The organism is Comamonas kerstersii (assembly GCF_002056725.1).
Lineage (GTDB): Bacteria > Pseudomonadota > Gammaproteobacteria > Burkholderiales > Burkholderiaceae_C > Comamonas > Comamonas kerstersii.
In genome coordinates this window covers 3,454,948-3,473,866 of the sequence record NZ_CP020121.1, presented here as the reverse complement: position 1 = coordinate 3,473,866, position 18,919 = coordinate 3,454,948, and the positions used below count along the sequence as shown (strand labels likewise).

16 protein-coding genes and 3 tRNA genes are annotated in these 18,919 nt (G+C 58.4%); 10 read left to right on the top strand and 9 right to left on the bottom strand.

Going from position 1 to position 18,919, the window contains the following annotated elements; genetic code table 11:
* Window positions 1-17: 17 nt before the first annotated feature.
* From B5M06_RS16335 to B5M06_RS16315, 5 genes are all read right to left on the bottom strand, one after another.
* On the bottom strand, window positions 18-707 hold the full coding sequence (locus B5M06_RS16335; RefSeq protein WP_054066046.1) for a DUF3334 family protein: 690 nt from the start codon (window positions 705-707) through the stop codon (window positions 18-20).
* Between the two features lie 295 nt (window positions 708-1,002).
* Window positions 1,003-2,016, bottom strand: coding sequence for a glycine betaine/L-proline ABC transporter substrate-binding protein ProX (gene proX / locus B5M06_RS16330; protein ID WP_054066061.1), 1,014 nt, complete (start codon window positions 2,014-2,016; stop codon window positions 1,003-1,005).
* A 122-nt stretch (window positions 2,017-2,138) separates the two neighbouring features.
* Window positions 2,139-3,242 carry a glycine betaine/L-proline ABC transporter permease ProW gene (gene proW, locus B5M06_RS16325; protein WP_114070906.1) on the bottom strand — a complete coding sequence of 368 codons (1,104 nt, stop codon included), beginning with the start codon at window positions 3,240-3,242 and terminating at the stop codon, window positions 2,139-2,141.
* On the bottom strand, window positions 3,239-4,573 hold the full coding sequence (gene proV / locus B5M06_RS16320) for a glycine betaine/L-proline ABC transporter ATP-binding protein ProV (RefSeq protein ID WP_054066048.1): 1,335 nt from the start codon (window positions 4,571-4,573) through the stop codon (window positions 3,239-3,241). The genes proW and proV overlap by 4 nt, the downstream gene beginning before the upstream one ends.
* A gap of 546 nt (window positions 4,574-5,119) precedes the next feature.
* Window positions 5,120-5,740, bottom strand: a complete 621-nt coding sequence (locus B5M06_RS16315) for a TIGR00645 family protein (RefSeq protein ID WP_054066049.1) — start codon at window positions 5,738-5,740, stop codon at window positions 5,120-5,122.
* Window positions 5,741-5,973: 233 nt separating this feature from the next.
* On the opposite strand from B5M06_RS16315, the gene acs reads away from it, so the two are divergent.
* The gene (gene acs / locus B5M06_RS16310; RefSeq protein WP_054066050.1) at window positions 5,974-7,971 is read left to right on the top strand and encodes an acetate--CoA ligase; all 1,998 of its coding nucleotides are present in this window, start codon (window positions 5,974-5,976) and stop codon (window positions 7,969-7,971) included.
* A 182-nt stretch (window positions 7,972-8,153) separates the two neighbouring features.
* On the opposite strand, the gene argG is transcribed toward acs, so the two are convergent.
* From argG to B5M06_RS16290, 4 genes are all read right to left on the bottom strand, one after another.
* The gene (argG, locus tag B5M06_RS16305) at window positions 8,154-9,485 is read right to left on the bottom strand and encodes an argininosuccinate synthase (protein ID WP_054066051.1); all 1,332 of its coding nucleotides are present in this window, start codon (window positions 9,483-9,485) and stop codon (window positions 8,154-8,156) included.
* Window positions 9,486-9,573: 88 nt separating this feature from the next.
* Window positions 9,574-9,891: a pyrimidine/purine nucleoside phosphorylase gene (gene ppnP / locus B5M06_RS16300; RefSeq protein ID WP_054066052.1), complete on the bottom strand. Its 318-nt coding sequence runs from the start codon at window positions 9,889-9,891 to the stop codon at window positions 9,574-9,576.
* Window positions 9,892-9,980: 89 nt separating this feature from the next.
* Window positions 9,981-10,793, bottom strand: a complete 813-nt coding sequence (locus B5M06_RS16295; RefSeq protein ID WP_054066053.1) for a glycine zipper 2TM domain-containing protein — start codon at window positions 10,791-10,793, stop codon at window positions 9,981-9,983.
* Window positions 10,794-10,923: 130 nt separating this feature from the next.
* Window positions 10,924-11,292: an ArsC family reductase gene (locus B5M06_RS16290; protein WP_054066062.1), complete on the bottom strand. Its 369-nt coding sequence runs from the start codon at window positions 11,290-11,292 to the stop codon at window positions 10,924-10,926.
* A gap of 47 nt (window positions 11,293-11,339) precedes the next feature.
* Here B5M06_RS16290 and folC point away from each other — a divergent pair, with 47 nt between their 5' ends.
* From folC to B5M06_RS16245, 9 genes are all read left to right on the top strand, one after another.
* Window positions 11,340-12,665 carry a bifunctional tetrahydrofolate synthase/dihydrofolate synthase gene (gene folC / locus B5M06_RS16285; RefSeq protein WP_054066054.1) on the top strand — a complete coding sequence of 442 codons (1,326 nt, stop codon included), beginning with the start codon at window positions 11,340-11,342 and terminating at the stop codon, window positions 12,663-12,665.
* A 23-nt stretch (window positions 12,666-12,688) separates the two neighbouring features.
* The gene (locus B5M06_RS16280) at window positions 12,689-13,555 is read left to right on the top strand and encodes an SPOR domain-containing protein (protein WP_054066055.1); all 867 of its coding nucleotides are present in this window, start codon (window positions 12,689-12,691) and stop codon (window positions 13,553-13,555) included.
* Between the two features lie 32 nt (window positions 13,556-13,587).
* Window positions 13,588-14,079, top strand: coding sequence for a CvpA family protein (locus tag B5M06_RS16275; protein ID WP_054066056.1), 492 nt, complete (start codon window positions 13,588-13,590; stop codon window positions 14,077-14,079).
* Window positions 14,080-14,156: 77 nt separating this feature from the next.
* Window positions 14,157-15,665: an amidophosphoribosyltransferase gene (purF, locus tag B5M06_RS16270; RefSeq protein ID WP_054066057.1), complete on the top strand. Its 1,509-nt coding sequence runs from the start codon at window positions 14,157-14,159 to the stop codon at window positions 15,663-15,665.
* A gap of 182 nt (window positions 15,666-15,847) precedes the next feature.
* Window positions 15,848-17,062, top strand: a complete 1,215-nt coding sequence (locus B5M06_RS16265) for an O-succinylhomoserine sulfhydrylase (RefSeq protein WP_054066058.1) — start codon at window positions 15,848-15,850, stop codon at window positions 17,060-17,062.
* Window positions 17,059-18,465 (top strand): glutamate--tRNA ligase, encoded by a 1,407-nt coding sequence (gene gltX, locus B5M06_RS16260; RefSeq protein WP_054066059.1) that lies wholly within the window; start codon window positions 17,059-17,061, stop codon window positions 18,463-18,465. The genes B5M06_RS16265 and gltX overlap by 4 nt, the downstream gene beginning before the upstream one ends.
* 60 nt (window positions 18,466-18,525) lie before the next feature.
* Window positions 18,526-18,601 (top strand) — tRNA-Ala (locus tag B5M06_RS16255).
* 40 nt (window positions 18,602-18,641) lie between these two features.
* Window positions 18,642-18,717, top strand: a tRNA-Glu gene (locus B5M06_RS16250).
* Between the two features lie 57 nt (window positions 18,718-18,774).
* Window positions 18,775-18,851 (top strand) — tRNA-Asp (locus B5M06_RS16245).
* The last annotated feature ends 68 nt before the right edge of the window (window positions 18,852-18,919 follow it).

The following is an 18,919-nucleotide window of genomic DNA, read 5'->3' as shown; positions in this document are numbered from 1 at the left end:
GTTTGTGATGTCTGGGCTTACATGCCCAGAGACTTCAACAGTGCATCGGTTTCATCCGTGGAGGATGTACCGGCAGCAGTCGGGGTGGGGGGGGGCTGGGTGTTGACCTGTGCCAGGATGGCGTCAGGGTCTACTTCTGAGCTGTCAAAGTCATGGAGCTTGATGAACTCCGTGTTATCCACAGCCAGCTCCAGATAAAAAATGTTATTGCTGGCCGTGTAGAAGGTCACGCGGCGCGCTTGTGGATTGTCCAGATTGGCGTCCACGCTCAGCTGTACCTGCTTGCTCAGCACCAGCATCTTTGGCTGGTTCTGGGTGATATGGGTTTGCAGCTCCCGGCGAATTTTTCCGGTGAAGTCGCCCACGACCTGGTTCATCAGCTCGCCCATCACATTGCTGACATCGTCCGAGGTATGAGAAGTGGCTAGATCCGATTCAGACATGCCCATATTGAGCATATAGCTACGGTATAGCTCCATGGCAGCGGCTGCCGAGAAATTGATGATGACCAGCCCGGAAAATCCACCGTCAAACAGCACGAAGCAGCCGATGTCTGGCTTGAGATAGGTTTTTTGGATACGTTGCACCATGCCGGAGTACTGGATCTGGCAGGTGGTGGCGACATTCAGCACGCGGGTGACAGAGTTGCAGAGACTGACGAGCAGGTCGTCGGTGCCTTGGGCTGTGGTTGGGGCTTTGTCGCTCATGGTTGTAGATGATGCAGGAAACACAATGTTGCTGATTATGTGTGTTTCTGCATGCGGTGGTGCAGAGTTGGTGGCGTAGCCATCTTTAGCTGTGCAGCTGGGTGCGCTGCATCAAAAGAAAAGGAGGCCGTTGGCCTCCTTGGGTTGGTTGATGCTCACACTTGTGCCCAGGTTTCTGACAGAAGGCCTGATGCCAGCATGGCGACCATTCGTGCACTTCCTGTCAGGGCCTGCATGCTCGCCATGGACGAAGCATGTCGTGTGCAAAGCGGGATGCCCGCCTGTTGCAGGATGGTTACTTGGCCGCGGCGCGTGCCTGTTCCAGCCAGCTGTCAAAGGTTTTCTGATGGGCCTTGATCCAGCCTTCCACATGGCGGTCGATGTCTGCAGGCTTGTTCTGGCCCTTGCTCATGGCATGGTTCTGGGCGTTGATATCGCTCACGGGCAGCTGCATGATTTCAAACAGCTTGGCGGCGGCAGGGTTGGCTTCTGCCCACGCCTTGTTGGCCAGGATGTGCTGCTTGTTCACGACAAAGCCATAGTTCTTGCCATTGGGCAGCTTGGTGTCTGTGCCTTTTTGTTCGCCAGGAGCGGAGGAGAAGGGTACTTCCAGCCACACCACATCCTTGCCGGGCTGCAGCTCATTGCTGACCCAGTAAGGGGTCCAGGTGTAGTAGAGGATGGGCTTGCCTGCCTTGTAGCGAGCAATGGTGTCAGCAATCAGTGCTGAGTAAGTGCCTTGCTGGTGCGTCACCGTATCGCGCAGTTTGTAGGCGTCCAGGTGGTGCTCGATCATGGCTTCGCAGCCCCAGCCTGGGTTGCAGCCGGTCAGATCGGCTTTGCCATCACCATCTGCGTCAAACAGCTTGGCAATCTTGGGGTCGCGCAGTTGGTCGATATTGGTGATGTTGTACGCATCGGCAGTTTTCTTGTCGATCAAGTAGCCCTGTGCAGCGTTGTCGGAGTACACGCCTTTGCGGTAGAGCTTGGCATCGCCGCCAGCGTTTTTGTAATAGTCAGCGTGCAGTGGATTCCAGTGTGTGGCGATGAAGGTGGCATCACCATTGCCCAGGGCCAGGTGGGCTGTGGGGTATTCCACTTCACGGATAGGCTGTACGTCATAGCCGAGCTTTTCCAGGGCTTTCATGACCAGCTGGGTCTGGAAAGTTTCCTCGGCAATCGAACTCTTGAGGGGATAGACCTTGACGCCTTTGCCGGGCAGTTCGCTGGCCTGGGTGCTCAGACAGCCCAGGGCCAGGGTGCCAGCGGCAATGCTGGCCAAGGTGCGTGGGGAACGAAATATGGACATCATGTCATCCTCCTTGTAAAAATCTGAAAGAAATTGCTTGCTAGCGCTTATGTATCAAGCGCTAGCTGCTATCAATTACGAGCCAATAACACAAGCCTTGGGGGGCAGTTGTGTGAGTGGCTCTAAGACGCTTTGCTGTTGCGGCGAGCTTGCAGCAGCCAACCCAGGGGGCCCTGGTTCCACCAGTGCTGGCCGCCGCGGCGAGGTTGACCCATGGCCTGAGTGATGCGGTCCAGCACAATGGCCAGCAACACGATGCCCAGGCCACCCACCGTGGCCAGTCCCATGTCCAGGCGGCCAATACCGCGCAGCACCATCTGGCCCAAGCCACCGACGGCGATCATGGAGGCGATCACCACCATGGACAGCGACAGCATCAGGGCCTGATTGATACCGGCCATGATGTTGGGCATGGCCAGGGGCAGCTGCACTTTCCATAGCATCTGCCAAGGTGAAGCCCCGTAGGCACGGCTGGCTTCGATCAGGTCAGGACGCACCTGGCGAATGCCCAGATTGGTCAGGCGCACCAGTGGTGGCAGGGCAAAAATGATGGTGACGATCACGCCCGGCACATTGCCAATGCCAAACAGCATGACCACCGGCACCAGATAGACAAAGGCGGGGGTGGTCTGCATGGCGTCCAGCAGCGGGCGGGTCCAGCGCTGTGCACGGTCACTGGATGCAATCAGAATGCCCAGCGGCAGTCCAATGACGATACAGAACACCAGTGAGGTCAGCACCAGCGACAGGGTGACCATGGCTTCGGGCCAGATGCCCAGTGCAGCCACGGCAGCCAGCGCGACGGCGCTGCCAATGGCCAGGCCACGACCTGCAAACTGCCAGGCGAACAGAGCGATCACGGCAGTGAGTACGGGCCAGGGCAGGCTCAGCATCATGTCTTCCACGCCGCTGAGGGTGGCATCAATCGGTGTGCGTACCAGCTGAAAGAATGGGCGGAAGTTATCGACGACCCAGCCCAGCCCCTGGTTGATCCAGGTTTCAATGGGCAGGCCGTCGGCGCGGATCTGTTCCCACAGAGTCGCTGGTGCATCGGCAGGAGCGCTGCCGTTGAGCAGCCAGTCCGATGGTGCTTCTGCTGCTTCGGGTGTGGCAGCTGGGCTGGCCCATGGATCTGCGGCATTGGTTGCCTCGGTGCTGCCTGCTGCTGCCCAGGGATCCGCTGCCGTGGTGCTCCATGGGTCGCTGTGCGAATTCATGTCACTCATGCTTGTTCTCCTTGTACGCGTGTGGTGTCGCTGTCAGTGGCTTCGTGCATGACCGTGGGCGAGTCAGCTTCACCGGTAGGGAACAGAGGATTGAGCTTGAGAGGTGGTGGTGAAGCTGGCGCGGCTTGCACCGGCGGTGTATCGCGATCCAGGAAGCGCATCAGCGTGGTGTGGCTGATCACTCCGAGGAACTGGCGCTGCGTTCCAATCACTGGCAGCGGGCAGGGTGCAGAGACCATGAGACCAAACAGATCGGCGACAGGCGTGTTTGCGTCGACAGGGACCACGTTGTCGATAAAGGCGTGTTTGAGTCCCAGCATGCCCTGATGGCCGCGCAGCGCATTGCGCAGCGATTGTGAGGACACCACGCCCAGCAGACTGCCGCGTGTGCTCAGCACACAGGCAAATTCGCGGTCGGAATCTTCAATCAGGCGCAGGGCTGCGCGGCAGCCACGATCACTGTGCTCGGAAATAATGCTCAGCGCAGGGCGCGCAATATCCGAAGCCTTGAAGACGGCTGCAGCATCTACGCCCTTGATGAAGCTGCGCACATAGTCATTCGCAGGGCTGCGCAGAATCTCGTCGGGTGTGCCAACCTGGATGATCTGACCATCCTTCATGATGGCAATGCGGTCGCCAATACGCATGGCTTCATCCAGATCGTGCGAGATGAAGACGATGGTGCGGCGCTTGGTTTCCTGCAGGCGCAGCAGCTCAGACTGCATTTCGGTGCGGATGATGGGGTCCAGTGCGGAAAATGCCTCATCCATCAGCAAGATGGATGGATCGGACGCCAGTGCGCGGGCCAGGCCTACGCGCTGCTGCATGCCGCCGGACAGCTCATCGGGGTAGCTTGCTCCCCAGCTGCCCAGACCCACTTGCTCCAGTGCTGCCTGTGCGGCCTGCTGGCGGGAGGCCTTGTCTACTCCGGCCATTTCCAGGCCGAAGGCGGTGTTATCCAGCACGCTCATATGGGGCATGAGCGCAAAGGACTGGAACACCATGGAAATGTCTTTGCGGCACAGGTCACGCAGCTGTTTGTCGTGCAGGGCATTGATGTCCTGACCCTCCACCAGGATGCGTCCGCTGGTGGGTTCAATCAGGCGGTTGAGCATGCGCACCAGCGTGGATTTGCCGGAGCCAGACAGGCCCATGATCACGAAGATTTCACCAGCCTCGATGGTGAAGTTCGCGTCGAACACACCGATGGATTGCCCTGTGCGTTCGAGGATTTGTTGCTTGGAAAGCCCTTGGCGCACCAAGTCCAAGGCTTGTTTGGGGTGGTCACCAAACACCTTGAAGACGTTTTCGATGCGAATTTGTTTGGCCACTGGTTGTCCTCCCTTGAGTTGTTCTTGGGGGTTAAACACAGTGCAGCCGCGTCACAAGCGTAGCTTGGACGGCCTACACGCGAAGCCGGAAGTCGTGCTAGCCGATGCACCAGTGCATCACGAATGTCATGCACTGCAGTCAAGGGGATAGACCGGGCCCGAATGGCAGCGTGGTGGTGCGCAAGGGCCGCGAGAGAGGGCAGAGGCAGCGCACAGGGCGTGCGTCACATGATCCAAACATGTCCGTGCATCAGTGCCAGAAATCCGGCGCTGTGATGCAAGCAACTGACAAGTTCAGCACTTGCATCGGGTGAATCCACATGCCTAAACACGCGGATTACCTGCATGGCAGGTTGTTAATAAGGCGTTTATTCTAACTATTGAGTATATGAGTGTCAAGAATTAATTGCTGTCAGGAATCATTTCAAATGGTTGGTGTGTGCTTGCATTCCTTATGCTGGGCAGCATGTCGTGGCTTAAAGTACAAAAAAATGCCCTGCACGTGGTGGTCGTGCAGGGCATGCTGTGCAGGCTCACAGTTGCTTATCAGTGTGCGCTATGGCTGCTGCTGTGTACCAGCTTGTCGGTATAAGCGATGGCGAGTGCGCTGAACAGGAACACCACATGAATGATGGTCTGCCACATCAGCACTTTGACGTCGTAATTGCCAGCGTTGATGAACGTCTTGAGCAGATGGATGGAGCTGATGCCGATGATGGACAGCGCCAGCTTGACCTTGAGCACTGATGCATTGACGTGGTCCAGCCATTCAGGCTGATCAGGGTGGCTGTCCAGGCCCAGGCGGCTCACAAAGGTTTCGTAGCCACCAACAATGACCATGATCAGCAGGTTGGAGATCATGACCACATCAATCAATGCCAGTACGACCAGCATGATGATGGTTTCGTTCAGGCTGGTGACGTGGGCATCGGGCTTGTAGCCAATGTTGGTAATCAGCGTCTGGAGTGCTTCCTGATTGCCAAATGCAGCTTCAATCAGGTGCCACAGTTCAATCAGGAAATGCCAGACGAAAACGCCTTGTGCTGCGATCAGGCCCAGGTACAAAGGCAGTTGCAGCCAGCGGCTGGCAAAAATAATGCTCGGAAGAGGGCGCATTGGAGAAGCAGCCGGTGAAACAGGCTTGGTGGGAGGCTCGTGGGGATCCATACGAAGGGGCAAAAGAGAGAGTCAAAAAAAGCCGACCAGTGCCGGCTAAGCAAGAAACGCAGGGACGAAATTGTAGGTGTCTTGGAGAGACGCTGTAGGCGCAAGTCCTGACTTCCTGAGCGGTTTATAAGACTGTCATACGCATAGAGTCAGTGGGGTGTAAGTACCAGCGCAGACATTTGCCATCAAATACAGCTCACCAAGAGCATCTAATAAAGCAAGGAGACAAAGCCATGAATGCACCCAGCTCAGCCATTGAATCCGTACTGGTGGAAAACCGCGTGTTTCCCCCTTCGCCTGCCACACAGCAGGCAGCGCGCATTTCGGGGATGGCCGCATACCAAGCCCTGTGCGCAGAAGCCGAGAAGGATTACGAGGGTTATTGGGCTCGCCTGGCGCGCGACAATGTTGTGTGGAGCAAGCCTTTTACCCAGGTGCTCGATGAGAGCCATGCGCCGTTTTACCGCTGGTTTGCCGATGGAGAACTTAACGCCAGCGCCAACTGTCTGGACCGCCATATCGGCACGCCCGTCGAAAACAAGACGGCCATCATTTTTGAGTCAGACGATGGTCAGGTCACCAAGGTCACCTACCGTGAATTGCTGAACCGCGTTGCACAGTTCGCCAATGGCTTGAAGGCACAGGGCATCCAAAAGGGCGATCGCGTGCTGATCTACATGCCCATGACGATTGAGGGCATTGTGGCCATGCAGGCCTGCGCGCGTCTGGGTGCTACGCACTCCGTGGTGTTTGGCGGCTTTTCTGCCAAGGCCGTGCACGAACGCATTGTGGACGTAGGTGCCTGTGCCGTGATTACCGCCAACTACCAGATGCGTGGCGGCAAGGAGCTGGCGCTTAAGGCCGTGGTGGATGAGGCGCTGCAAATGGGCGGCTGCGAGTGTGTCAAGCATGTGTTTGTCTATGAACGTACGCAGACGTCCTATAGTAAGACAGAAGGCAGAGACCTCACTTTTGAGCAGCTGCTGCAAGGCCAGTCCACCGAGTGCCCTGCTGTGCCCGTAGAAGCTGAGCATCCACTCTTTGTGCTCTATACCAGCGGTTCCACGGGCAAGCCCAAGGGTGTGCAGCACTCCACGGGTGGCTACATGCTGTGGGCTAAGCAAACGGTGGAGTGGACCTTTGACGTGCAGCCCAGCGATGTCTTCTGGTGCACGGCAGACATTGGCTGGATTACCGGTCACACCTATGTGGCTTATGGCCCGTTGGCTGCAGGTGCAACCCAGATCGTCTTCGAAGGCGTGCCAACTTACCCCGATGCGGGGCGTTTCTGGCAGATGATCGAGCGCCATGGTTGCACCATTTTCTACACGGCACCCACAGCCATTCGCTCATTGATCAAGGCAGCTGAAGCAGATGAGAAGGTGCATCCCAGGAACTGGAATCTGTCGAGTCTGCGCATTCTGGGCAGTGTGGGGGAGCCCATCAACCCCGAAGCCTGGATGTGGTACTACAAGAACGTGGGCGGTGAGCGCTGCCCCATCGTGGACACCTTCTGGCAAACCGAAAACGGTGGTCACATGATTACCCCGTTGCCCGGGGCTACACCGCTGGTGCCCGGCTCCTGCACGTTGCCGCTGCCCGGCATCATGGCGGCCATCGTCGATGAAACGGGTAACGACATGCCCAATGGTGCAGGCGGCATGCTGGTGGTCAAGCGCCCATGGCCCAGCATGATTCGCAACATCTGGGGCGACCCCGAGCGCTTCAAGAAGAGCTATTTCCCCGAGGAACTCGGCGGCAAGACCTATCTGGCAGGCGACGGTGCCGTACGCAGTGAAGACCGTGGCTACTTCCGCATCACGGGTCGTATTGACGACGTGCTCAATGTCTCTGGCCACCGCATGGGCACCATGGAAATCGAGTCAGCCCTCGTTGCCAAGACCGACTTGGTGGCCGAGGCTGCCGTGGTGGGCCGTCCTGATGATCTGACCGGTGAAGCAATTTGCGCCTTTGTGGTGCTCAAGCGTCCGCTGCCAACGGGTGAAGAAGCCAAGCAGATTGCCAACGAGCTGCGCAACTGGGTCGCCAAGGAAATTGGCCCGATTGCCAAGCCCAAGGACATCCGTTTTGGTGAAAACCTGCCCAAGACCCGCAGCGGCAAGATCATGCGCCGCCTGCTGCGCTCGATTGCCAAGGGCGAAGCCATCACCCAGGACACCAGCACGCTGGAAAACCCAGCCATCTTGGATCAATTGGCGAAGACCAATTGATCCAAGCACAGCGAATGGCTGGGTTGGCGGCGCTTGCGCCGTCAAAATCCCGTCATTCTTGAATAATTGGCGAAGCCCCATTGATCCAAGCACATCAAAAAACAAAGCCCACCGTTTGGTGGGCTTTGCTGTGATGGCGCTGCCTGTCTTTGCAGGCAGCGATTCGGAAGTTTGCTTACTTCTTACTTGTTACCCAGCTGAGGCAGAGAGTTGGCGCTGCTCACGCTCAGCAGGCCAGCCTTGGAGTACACGGCCAGCTTATCGCGGGTGTCGATCAGGTCCAGGTTGCGCATGGTCAGCTGGCCGATGCGGTCTTCTGGGCTGAAAGGTGCGTCTTCGACCTTTTCCATGGACAGACGCTCAGGTGCGTAGGTCAGGTTGGGCGACTCGGTGTTCAGGATGGAGTAGTCGTTGCCACGGCGCAGTTCCAAGGTCACGGTGCCGGTGATGGCGCGTGCCACCCAGCGCTGCGAAGCTTCGCGCAGCATGATGGCCTGGGGGTCAAACCAGCGGCCCTGGTACAGCAGACGGCCCAGCTTCAGGCCATTGATGCGGTATTGCTCGATGGTGTCTTCGTTGTGAATACCGGTGACCAGACGCTCGTAGGCAATGTGCAGCAGGGCCATGCCGGGGGCTTCGTAGATGCCGCGGCTCTTGGCTTCGATGATGCGGTTTTCAATCTGGTCGCTCATGCCCAGACCGTGGCGGCCACCGATGCGGTTGGCTTCCAGGAACAGGGCCACGGGGTCGGCAAACTCCACGCCGTTCAGGGCAACGGGACGGCCTTCTTCGAAGGTGACGGAGACTTCTTCAGCCTTCACTTCCACTTCTGGCTTCCAGAACGCCACGCCCATGATGGGGTTCACGATACGGATGCCGGAGTTCAGGTGCTCCAGATCCTTGGCTTCGTGGGTCGCGCCCAGCATGTTGGAGTCGGTGGAGTAAGCCTTTTCCACGGACATCTTGTAGCCAAAGCCTTCCTTGATCAGGAACTCAGACATTTCCTTGCGGCCGCCCAGTTCGTTGATGAAGGTGCTGTCCAGCCAGGGCTTGTAGATCTTCAGCGCGGGGTTAGTCAGCAGACCATAGCGGTAGAAACGCTCGATGTCGTTGCCCTTGAAGGTGGAGCCGTCACCCCAGATGTTGACGTCGTCTTCCTTCATGGCAGCCACCAGCATGGTGCCGGTCACAGCACGGCCCAGAGGGGTGGTGTTGAAGTAAGTGATGCCGCCGGTAGAGATGTGGAAAGCACCTGCCTGGATGGCGGCGATACCTTCGTTGGCCAGCTGAGGGCGGCAGTCGATCAGGCGTGCCTTTTCTGCGCCGTATTCCATGGCCTTGCGAGGAATGGCATCGTAGTCCTCTTCGTCAGGCTGGCCCAGGTTGGCGGTGTAGGCATAGGGCAGCGCGCCCTTGTTCTTCATCCAGCGCAGTGCTGCGCTGGTGTCCAGGCCGCCAGAGAAGGCGATGCCGACTTTTTGGCCGACAGGTACGGATTGCAGAATGGTTTGCATAAGAATTCTCTTTAAATTTAATAGCTGCAAGCGCTTGCTACATAAGCGCTAGAGGCTAAAAAGGCTTGTAATCAAACAGAGCGCCCGATCAAGCGTAGTGGCAGATGTAGTGGTAGGCCTCGGTCACGCGGATATCAAACTTGGAATTGGCGGGAATATGAAAGCTTTCACCCACGGTGGAAGTCTTCCATTCGTCTGTGCCATCGAGCTTGTATTCGCAGGAGCCGCCTACGCATTCCATGATTTCTGCAGCAGCTGTGCCAAAAGTCAAAGTAGCGGGAAGTACCACGCCCACGGACTTCTTGGTGCCGTCGGCCAGGGTGAAACTGTGGCTGACACACTTGCCGTCAAAGTAGACATTGGCCTTGGTCGTCAGGGTAACGCCGGAGAACTGCTCGGTTGTCATGTGAACGCGTAGTCGCTGAAGTTGGATTGAAGCTAGCCATTTTAGGCCAGCTGCGCTGTGCTGCGGGGTTCGCGCAGTGCGGCGCAGATTCAACGCCAGTGCGGTGGGGAATGTGGCCCTGAAGGTGGGGGAGGGCGCCAGCCTGGCGGTGGAGGTGGCCTCTGGCCATAGGCTGGGGGTGGAAAGTAGCCGGGAGGAGGTGGCGGGGGGCGATACCCGGGAGGTGGTGGCGCATAGCCACCAGCGTTGACACCAATGACGATGGGCACGGGCGGCGGCATGTACTCAATGCTGTTGGTGGTGACTGTCACACCCGCAGGAGCGCTCTGGTAGACGCCGCCAGGGCCTGTATAGCTGATGCCTGTACTGGCAGAAGACGATGAGTAACTGCCCTTGGGTTGTACTGTTACATCAAGCCATGGACCGGGGTCATAGTCCAGCTGGGTGTGGTAGCGCTGGCCGGCGTACTCATAGCTCACGTCGTAGCCGACGGTGTGGTTTTCATAACGGGTGGTATTGGTGCAGCGGCGCACGGTTTCGTAATTGGGCTGGCCGTTGGCGCTTTCTATGCTGTTGCCAATCAGTCCCCCTGCCACTGCACCGACTACGGTGCTGGGCCCGCGGGTCGAGGGCTGGTAGTAGCCATGTGGGCCGTGGCGACTGCCGTGCCCCAGAGCATTGCCAGCCAGGCCGCCAATCACTGCACCCACAACGGCGCCTGTGCCTGTGACACGCTGGCCGGTGTAGACCTCGTCGTTGTCACATAGCTGCTGCGGCACGGCAACCTGCTGCATGACGGGCACTGCAGAGATCACACGGGCTCGCACCTGCTCCTGCGCCCAGGCCAGGTTACATGCCAGCCCGGCGGCCATGGCAGCACCGATCCAGTGTTTGCTTCCCATATCTCATCACTCCTTGCTCAGTCCATGAAGCTGCACTTCACAGATGTTGGAGGCAGTGTAGAGGAGGGCGCCCAAGCCTGTGTGCAGGGCTGGTAAAACTTGCGTAAAGCCAGAGGAGCGTGTCAATGCCTCAGGCGTTCAGGCTGGCAGCCCAGTCTTCGGCCTTGAAACCTACGGTGATGCGGCCATCCATCCACTCTACGACGGGGCGCTTGATGATGCTGGTGTGCTCCTGCAGCAAGGCGGCGGCAGAGGCGGCATCGGTCACCTGGGCCTGAACGGCAGCATCGAGCTTGCGCCAGGTCGTGCCCTGGCGGTTGGTCAGCTTTTCCCAGCCTACGGCCTGCATCCAGGTTGCGAGCTGCTCGGCGGTTACGCCCAGCTTCTTGAAGTCGTGGAATTCGTAGTCCAGCCCCTGTGCTGTCAGCCAGGCGCGTGCTTTTTTCACTGTGTCACAGTTGGGGATGCCGTAAACACGAATAATCTTGGTGGTACTCATGGTGCAGATGATGATGCATGTGTGGGTGCGCGACAATCACGAACTGTATGCACAGCACTTTTTCCACACTTCCCGAGTGGCTTGCGCACTGCGAGCAAATTCATCCACAGAACATTGCCATGGGCCTGGAGCGTGTACGCGAAGTCGCGCAGCGCATGGCGTTGAAGTTTGACTGCCCCGTCATTACGGTGGCTGGCACCAACGGCAAGGGCTCTACCTGTGCCATGCTGGAGGCCGTGGCCCTGCAGGCGGGCTATAAGCCCGGCGTCTATACCTCGCCACACCTGGTGCATTTTGAGGAGCGTTGCCGCATTCACGGTGAAATCGCCAAGGCTGAGGACTTTCTGCCGCACTTTGAAGCCGTGGAAGCCGCACGCCTGCAGGGTGAAGAAATCCTGCTGACGTATTTTGAGTTCACCACGCTGGCCATCCTGCGCATGCTGAGTCTGTCCAAGCTGGATGTCGCCATTCTGGAAGTGGGCCTGGGCGGCAGGCTCGACGCTACGAACGTGGTGGATGCTGACTGCGCCATCATCACCAGCATTGATATCGACCACGCCGCCATTCTGGGTAATGACCGCGAAACCATTGGCCGCGAGAAGGCCGGCATCATGCGTCCAGGCCGACCTGTGATCGTGAGCGACCCCGTGCCTCCACAGAGCGTGCTCGATCACGCGGCCGAGATCGGCGCAGACCTCTGGCGCTTTGGTCATGACTTCAACTATGAGGGTGACCGCCAGCAGTGGGGCTGGGCAGGGCGTGGCCGTCGTTATGCCGGGCTGTCCTATCCGGCCTTGCGTGGTGCCAACCAGCTCATGAATGCATCGGGCGTGCTGGCGGCATATGAGGCGCTGCGCCAGCTGGTGCCTGTGACTGCGCAGGCCGTGCGCACGGGCCTGGCCATGGTGGAGCTGCCCGGACGTTTTCAGATCATTCCGGGCCAGCCCACGCTGGTGCTGGATGTGGCGCACAACCCCCATTCCGTGGCGGCGCTGACCGCCAATCTGGATGCCATGGGCTACTTTCCTACGACGCATGCGGTGTTCGGTGCCATGGCAGACAAGGACCTGACGCCTATGCTGCTCAAAGTCGGGCCGCTGATCGACCGCTGGTACTTCACTGACCTGCCCACACCGCGCGCAGAAAGTGCTTCCAATTTGCAACAAAAGTGGAGCGCTCTGCAGATGGTGGCAGGCGCTACACGAAGTGAAGTGCCTGTTAACTTGTATCAGAACCCGCAAGAAGCCCTGCGCGCAGCGGTAGAGGCTGCAGACCCGGCTGATAGAATCGTAGTTTTTGGCTCGTTCTATACGGTAGGTGAGGTCTTGAAGGATGGGCCACCTCGCCTGCATGCCAAACACTTGGGCGAATAAGGTCCGCCGCGCGACGCATATCCATGGCACTTTTTAAATTCCGCTGGCCTGGTCAGAAAAAGGAAAGTGAGCAAACGCCTGTGCGGCGTTCCCGGCTCGCTCAGTCCGAGAGCGTGGAGGACATGCGTCGTCGGGCGCAGCATCGCCTCATCGGTGCTGCCGTCCTGGTGGCGCTGGGTGTGATTGGCTTTCCTATTCTGTTTGATACCCAGCCACGTCCCATTCCCGTGGATGTGCCCATCGAAATCCCCGATCGCAACGAAGTCGCTCCCATGATGGTGCCTGGGAATCAGGCGCAGACCGAGACAGGTTTGCGCGCTGAACAGGGCGCAGGCGGGGCTGCCCCCTTCGTGCCTGATGCCGCTCTGGATGATGGTGAGGAGCTGGTTGGCAATGAGCCTGCGCCTTTGGCTGTCCCCAAGCCGCCAGAGCCTCCGCGTCTGGTGCCTGAGCCTGCAGCTCCTGCCACAGTGCCAGTGCCTAAACCTGAAATCAAGCCGGAACCCAAACCCGAGCCCAAGCAGGAAGTCAAGCCTGAGCCCCAGCCCGAACGTCCCAAGCCCGCGGTGAGCGAGGCTGAGCGTGTGCGGGCGCTGCTGGAAGGTCGCACGCCAGCGCCGGCTGCTGCGGCAGCACCGGCCAAGGCTGAAGCTTCCAAGCAAGGCCGCTTCATTGTGCAGGTGGGCGCGTTTGCTGATGGTTCCAAGGCTGCCGAGGTACGCGGCAAGCTCGAGCGTGCAGGCCTGAAGACTTATGTGCAGGTCATCGAAACCAAGGATGGCAAGCGCACCCGTGTGCGCGTAGGTCCTTTCGAGTCACGTGATGCAGCAGACAAGGCGGCCACACGCATCAAGGGCATGGGGCTGGCGGCGTCGGTGCTGACTTTGTGAGCATCATTGCAACGCGAGGATAAGCAAACAACATGGCTGTTCTGGATGGCGTGCTGCTAGGCATCCTCGTAGTGTCCATGCTGCTGGGTGCGTGGCGTGGTCTGGTCTTTGAGCTGTTTTCACTCGTTGGCTGGGTGGTCGGTTTTTTCGTTGCACGACTGTTTGCTGCAGATGTGGCAGCCTGGCTGCCGCTGGATGGTTTTGATCCAGCCGTGCAATACGGTGCTGGTTTTGTGCTGGCCTTTGTGCTGATTGTGTTTGCATGGGGGCTGCTCAGTGCCCTGGCCAAGCAACTCGTGGAATTTGTAGGTTTGCGGCCTGTTGATAGAACGCTGGGTGCGGTTTTTGGCGTTTTGCGCGCTGCTGTACTGATTTTGGTGCTGGCGGTGGTCGTAGTTTCCACACCTCTGCGCGAGCATGATTGGTGGACACAATCGCAGGCAGCGCCATGGTTAACAGACGCGGTGGCAAGTGTCTTGCCCGCGCTGTCCGTGCAATGGGGAAGGTGGTTGCCTTCTACCTGAGAGAGTGAGGGCTGTGCCAACGGCATGGTCTGCAAGCAAAGACCGCGAGAGCAATCTCGCATAGATGGAAATCGACTATGTGTGGAATCGTCGGGGTGGTAAGCACCACGCCTGTGAATCAACTGATCTACGACGCCTTGCTGCTGCTGCAGCATCGTGGCCAAGATGCTGCCGGTATCGTCACTCAGCAGGAACGCAAGTTCTTCATGCACAAAGCCAAGGGCATGGTGAAGGATGTGTTCCGCACCCGTAACATGCGCGCCCTGCCTGGCAATGTGGGCCTGGGTCAGGTACGTTACCCTACGGCAGGCAATGCCTCCAGCGAAGAGGAGGCGCAGCCCTTCTACGTGAATGCTCCGTTTGGCATCGTCATGGTGCACAACGGCAATCTGACCAACGCCAAGCAGCTGCGCGAAGAGCTGGCATCTACCGACCACCGCCACACCAATACCGAGAGCGACTCCGAAGTGCTGCTCAACGTGCTGGCGCACGAAATCGGCCGTGCTTCCAGTGGTGCCCCCTTGACGCCTGATGAGGTGTTCAAGGCGGTGCGCGCCGTGCACAAGCGCATCAAGGGTTCGTATGCCGTGATCGCGCTAATCGCAGGTTACGGTCTGCTGGCCTTCCGTGACCCCTTCGGCATTCGCCCCCTGTGCATGGGCCGTGGTGCAGACGGTACCTACATGCTGGCCAGCGAATCTGTGGCGCTGGAAGGCACGCTGCACACCTTTGAGCGCGATATTGCTCCCGGCGAGGCCGTATTCATCGCCAATGATGGCACCGTCCACACCGAGCAGTGCGCTGAAAACAGCCAGCTCTACCCCTGTGTGTTCGAGTACGTCTATCTGGCGCGTCCGGACTCCACCATCGATGGCATCTCGGTCTACCAGGCACGCCTGAACATGGGCGAGACCCTGGCCAAGCGCGTGATCTCCACCGTTGCGCCTGATGAGATTGATGCGGTCATTCCTATCCCAGAATCCAGCCGCCCCAGCGCCATGCAACTGGCGCAGCTGCTGGGCAAGCCCTACCGCGAAGGTTTTGTGAAGAACCGCTACGTGGGCCGCACCTTCATCATGCCCGGTCAGGCGGCACGCAAGAAATCCGTGCGCCAGAAGCTCAATGCCATCAGCAGCGAGTTCAAGGGCCGCCGCGTGCTGCTGGTGGACGACTCCATCGTGCGTGGCACCACCTCCAAGGAAATCGTGCAGATGGCGCGTGACGCCGGTGCTGTGAAGGTGTATCTGGCATCTGCTGCGCCTCCGGTGCGCTATCCCAATGTCTACGGTATTGACATGCCTACCAAGTCTGAGCTGGTGGCCAACGGTCGCAGCGTGGAAGAAATCCGCGAAGTGATTGGCTGCGATGCACTGATCTACCAGGACGTGGAAGCCATGAAGCAGACCATTGGCAAGATCAACCCTGCAGTCAATGGCTTTGAGGCATCGTGCTTTGATGGCACCTACATCACCGGCGACATTTCGGACGCAGAAGTGACTGCGCTGAACGAAGGGCGCAATGCAGGCGGTGAGGAGTCCGATGTGGATACCTCTCGTCTGTCCTTGCCTAACGCCCAGGAGCAATAAGTTCTAAACTGGGCGTCATAAGCCCGGTATCACAATAAAAGGAGCTGCTAGCGCAGATCTGGCAAGCATTTCAAAGTGTTTTGATATTGAAATGCCCACAGATCAAGCGCTAGATGCTCCTTTTTTTATTGAGCATGCCTTGAATAGGATGCTGCATTCAGTTTGATAGAGGAATAGCCGTCGTGACCGAGAAAACACTCCCACAAGGTCTGCACCCTGAAACCCTGGCCGTACGCGAGGCGCTGCCCCGCAGCCAGTGGGGCGAGCACTGCGAAGCGCTGTACATGACCAGCAGCTTCATCCAGCCCGACTGCGAAACCGCAGCCCGTCGCTTTGCTGCGCAGGAAGAGGGCTATACCTACAGCCGCACCTCCAACCCCACCGTCACCAGCTTTGAAAAGCGCCTGGCAGCCATGGAAGGCACGGAGTGCGCCGTGGCCACCACGACGGGCATGTCGGCCATCCTGCTGGTGGCGCTGACCACGCTCAAGGCAGGTGACCACGTGGTGTGCTCGCGCTCCATGTTCGGCTCCACCATCAAGCTGCTCGGCACGGAAATGGCTCGTTTTGGTGTGGAAACCACTTTTGTGTCGCAGACCGACATCAATGAGTGGAAGGCGGCGATCAAGCCCAATACGCGCCTGTTCTTTGCCGAAACCCCCACCAACCCGCTGACAGACCTGTGCGACATCGCTGCGCTGGCCGAACTGGCCCATGCCCACGGTGCGCTGCTGGCGGTGGACAACAGCTTTGCCACTCCTATCCTGCAGCAGCCCGCCAAGCTGGGTGCGGACGTGGTCGTACACTCGGGCACCAAGTTCCTTGATGGTCAAGGTCGCACCATGATTGGCGCGGTCTGCGGCTCCATCGCTTTGGTGGACAAGGTCATGGGCACTTTCCTGCGCAGCGGCGGCCTGAATGCAGCGGCTTTCAATGCCTGGACGGTAATGAAGGGCCTGGAGACTCTGTCACTGCGCGTGAAGGCGCAAAGCGCTGCTGCGCTGGAGCTGGCCCAGTGGCTGGAGGCCCACCCCAAGGTGGCGCGTGTGTACTACCCCGGCCTCAAGAGCCACCCGCAGCACGAGTTGGCCATGCGCCAGCAAAACGGCATGGGCGGTGCGGTGCTGTCCTTTGACGTCAAGGGCGATACCCCTGAGCAGTTGCGCAAGAACGCCTTCCACGTTGTCGACCATACCCAAGTGTGTAGCATTACGGCTAACCTGGGCGATGTGAAGACCACCATCACCCATCCCGCCAGCACTTCGCATGGCCGCCTGACTGAGGAGCAGCGTCAAGCTGCAGGTCTGGGTCAGGGACTTATTCGTATCTCCGTGGGGCTGGAGCACTTGGACGATATCAAGGCTGATCTGTCTCGCGGACTGGACACCTACCAATGACACAAAAAGTACGTACCCGTTTTGCACCTTCGCCCACTGGCTTTATTCACCTGGGCAACATCCGCTCGGCGCTGTACCCATGGGCATTTGCCCGTGCCAATGGCGGTGACTTCATTCTGCGTATTGAAGACACCGACCTGGAGCGCTCGACCCAGGCATCCGTGGATGTGATTCTGGAAGGCATGAAGTGGCTGGAGCTGGACCACGACGAAGGCCCCTTCTATCAGATGCAGCGCATGGACCGCTACAAGGAAGTGCTGGCCCAGCTGCAGGAAAAAGGCTATGTCTATCCCTGCTACATGAGCATGGAAGAGCTGGACGCTTTGCGTGAAAAGCAGATGGCCAACAAGGAAAAGCCCCGCTACGACGGTACCTGGCGTCCAGAAGAGGGCAAGGTGCTGCCCCCCATCCCCGAAGGCGTCAAGCCCGTGCTGCGCTTCAAGACACCCAAGACCGGTGTCGTGGGCTGGGATGACAAGTGCAAGGGCCGTATCGAATTCCAGAACTCGGAACTCGACGACCTCGTGATCGCACGTCCTGATGGCACGCCCACCTACAACTTCTGCGTGTGCGTGGACGATATGGACATGGGCATCACCCACGTCATCCGCGGTGACGACCACGTGAACAACACCCCTCGCCAGATCCACATCTTTGAAGCCCTGGGTGCAGCCGTGCCTACCTTTGCTCACCTGCCTACCGTGCTGAACGAGCAGGGCGAAAAGATGAGCAAGCGCAATGGCGCCAAGGCCGTGACCCAGTACCGTGACGAAGGCTATCTGCCTGACGCCATGGTGAACTATCTGGCACGTCTGGGCTGGAGCCACGGTGACGACGAAATCTTCTCGCGCCAGCAGTTCCTGGAGTGGTTCAATCTGGATCACCTGGGCCGCAGCGCTGGCCAGTTTGACGAAGCCAAGCTGCGCTGGGTCAATGCCCAGCACCTGAAGATGACGGACGACGCCAAGCTGGCTGCACTGGTCAAGCCTTTTGTGGTGAAGGCCGGTGTGGCTGAAAGCCTGCTGGACGCGGACGACCGCTTGGTACGTATCTGTGCACTGTTCAAGGACCGCTGCGAAACCCTGGTCGATCTGGCCAACTGGGCCAAGCTGTTCTATGTGGACAGCATTGAGCGCAACGCCGAAGACTACGCCAAGCACGTAACCGAAGCAGCCAACCCCATCCTGGATGCATTTGCTGCAGCCATGGAAACCGTGGAGTGGAACAAGGAAGCGATTGCTGCAGCCATCAAAGAAGTGCTCAAAGCCCAGGGCGTGAAGATGCCTGTACTGGCTATGCCTGTGCGTGTGCTGACTGTGGGCTCTGCCCATACGCCATCGGTGGATGCAGTGCTGGAATTGCTCGGACGCGAAAAAATTCTCTCGCGTTTGAAAAATCGCTAAAAATCCATCTATAATTCAATTCTTCGCTCAACACAGCAAGCAATTGTTGTGTTGTCAAGAGGGGGTATAGCTCAGTTGGGAGAGCGCTTGCATGGCATGCAAGAGGTCATCGGTTCGATCCCGTTTACCTCCACCAGAATTTAACGGTCAGCAGTAATGCTGAAAGTTCTAGGATTGACCCTATCGTCTAGAGGCCTAGGACACCACCCTTTCACGGTGGGTACCGGGGTTCGAATCCCCGTAGGGTCGCCAAGTTAAAAAGCAACTTGGTTTTTGCAAAAAATGCAAAAATAAATTGCTTTTTTCCTCGGAGTGGTAGTTCAGTTGGTTAGAATACCGGCCTGTCACGCCGGGGGTCGCGGGTTCGAGCCCCGTCCACTCCGCCAGTTAGTTTGTTTAGTCGGTTCGATTAAATAAGCGCCTTGAAAGTAAAGGGCGCTTTTTTAATCGGTGC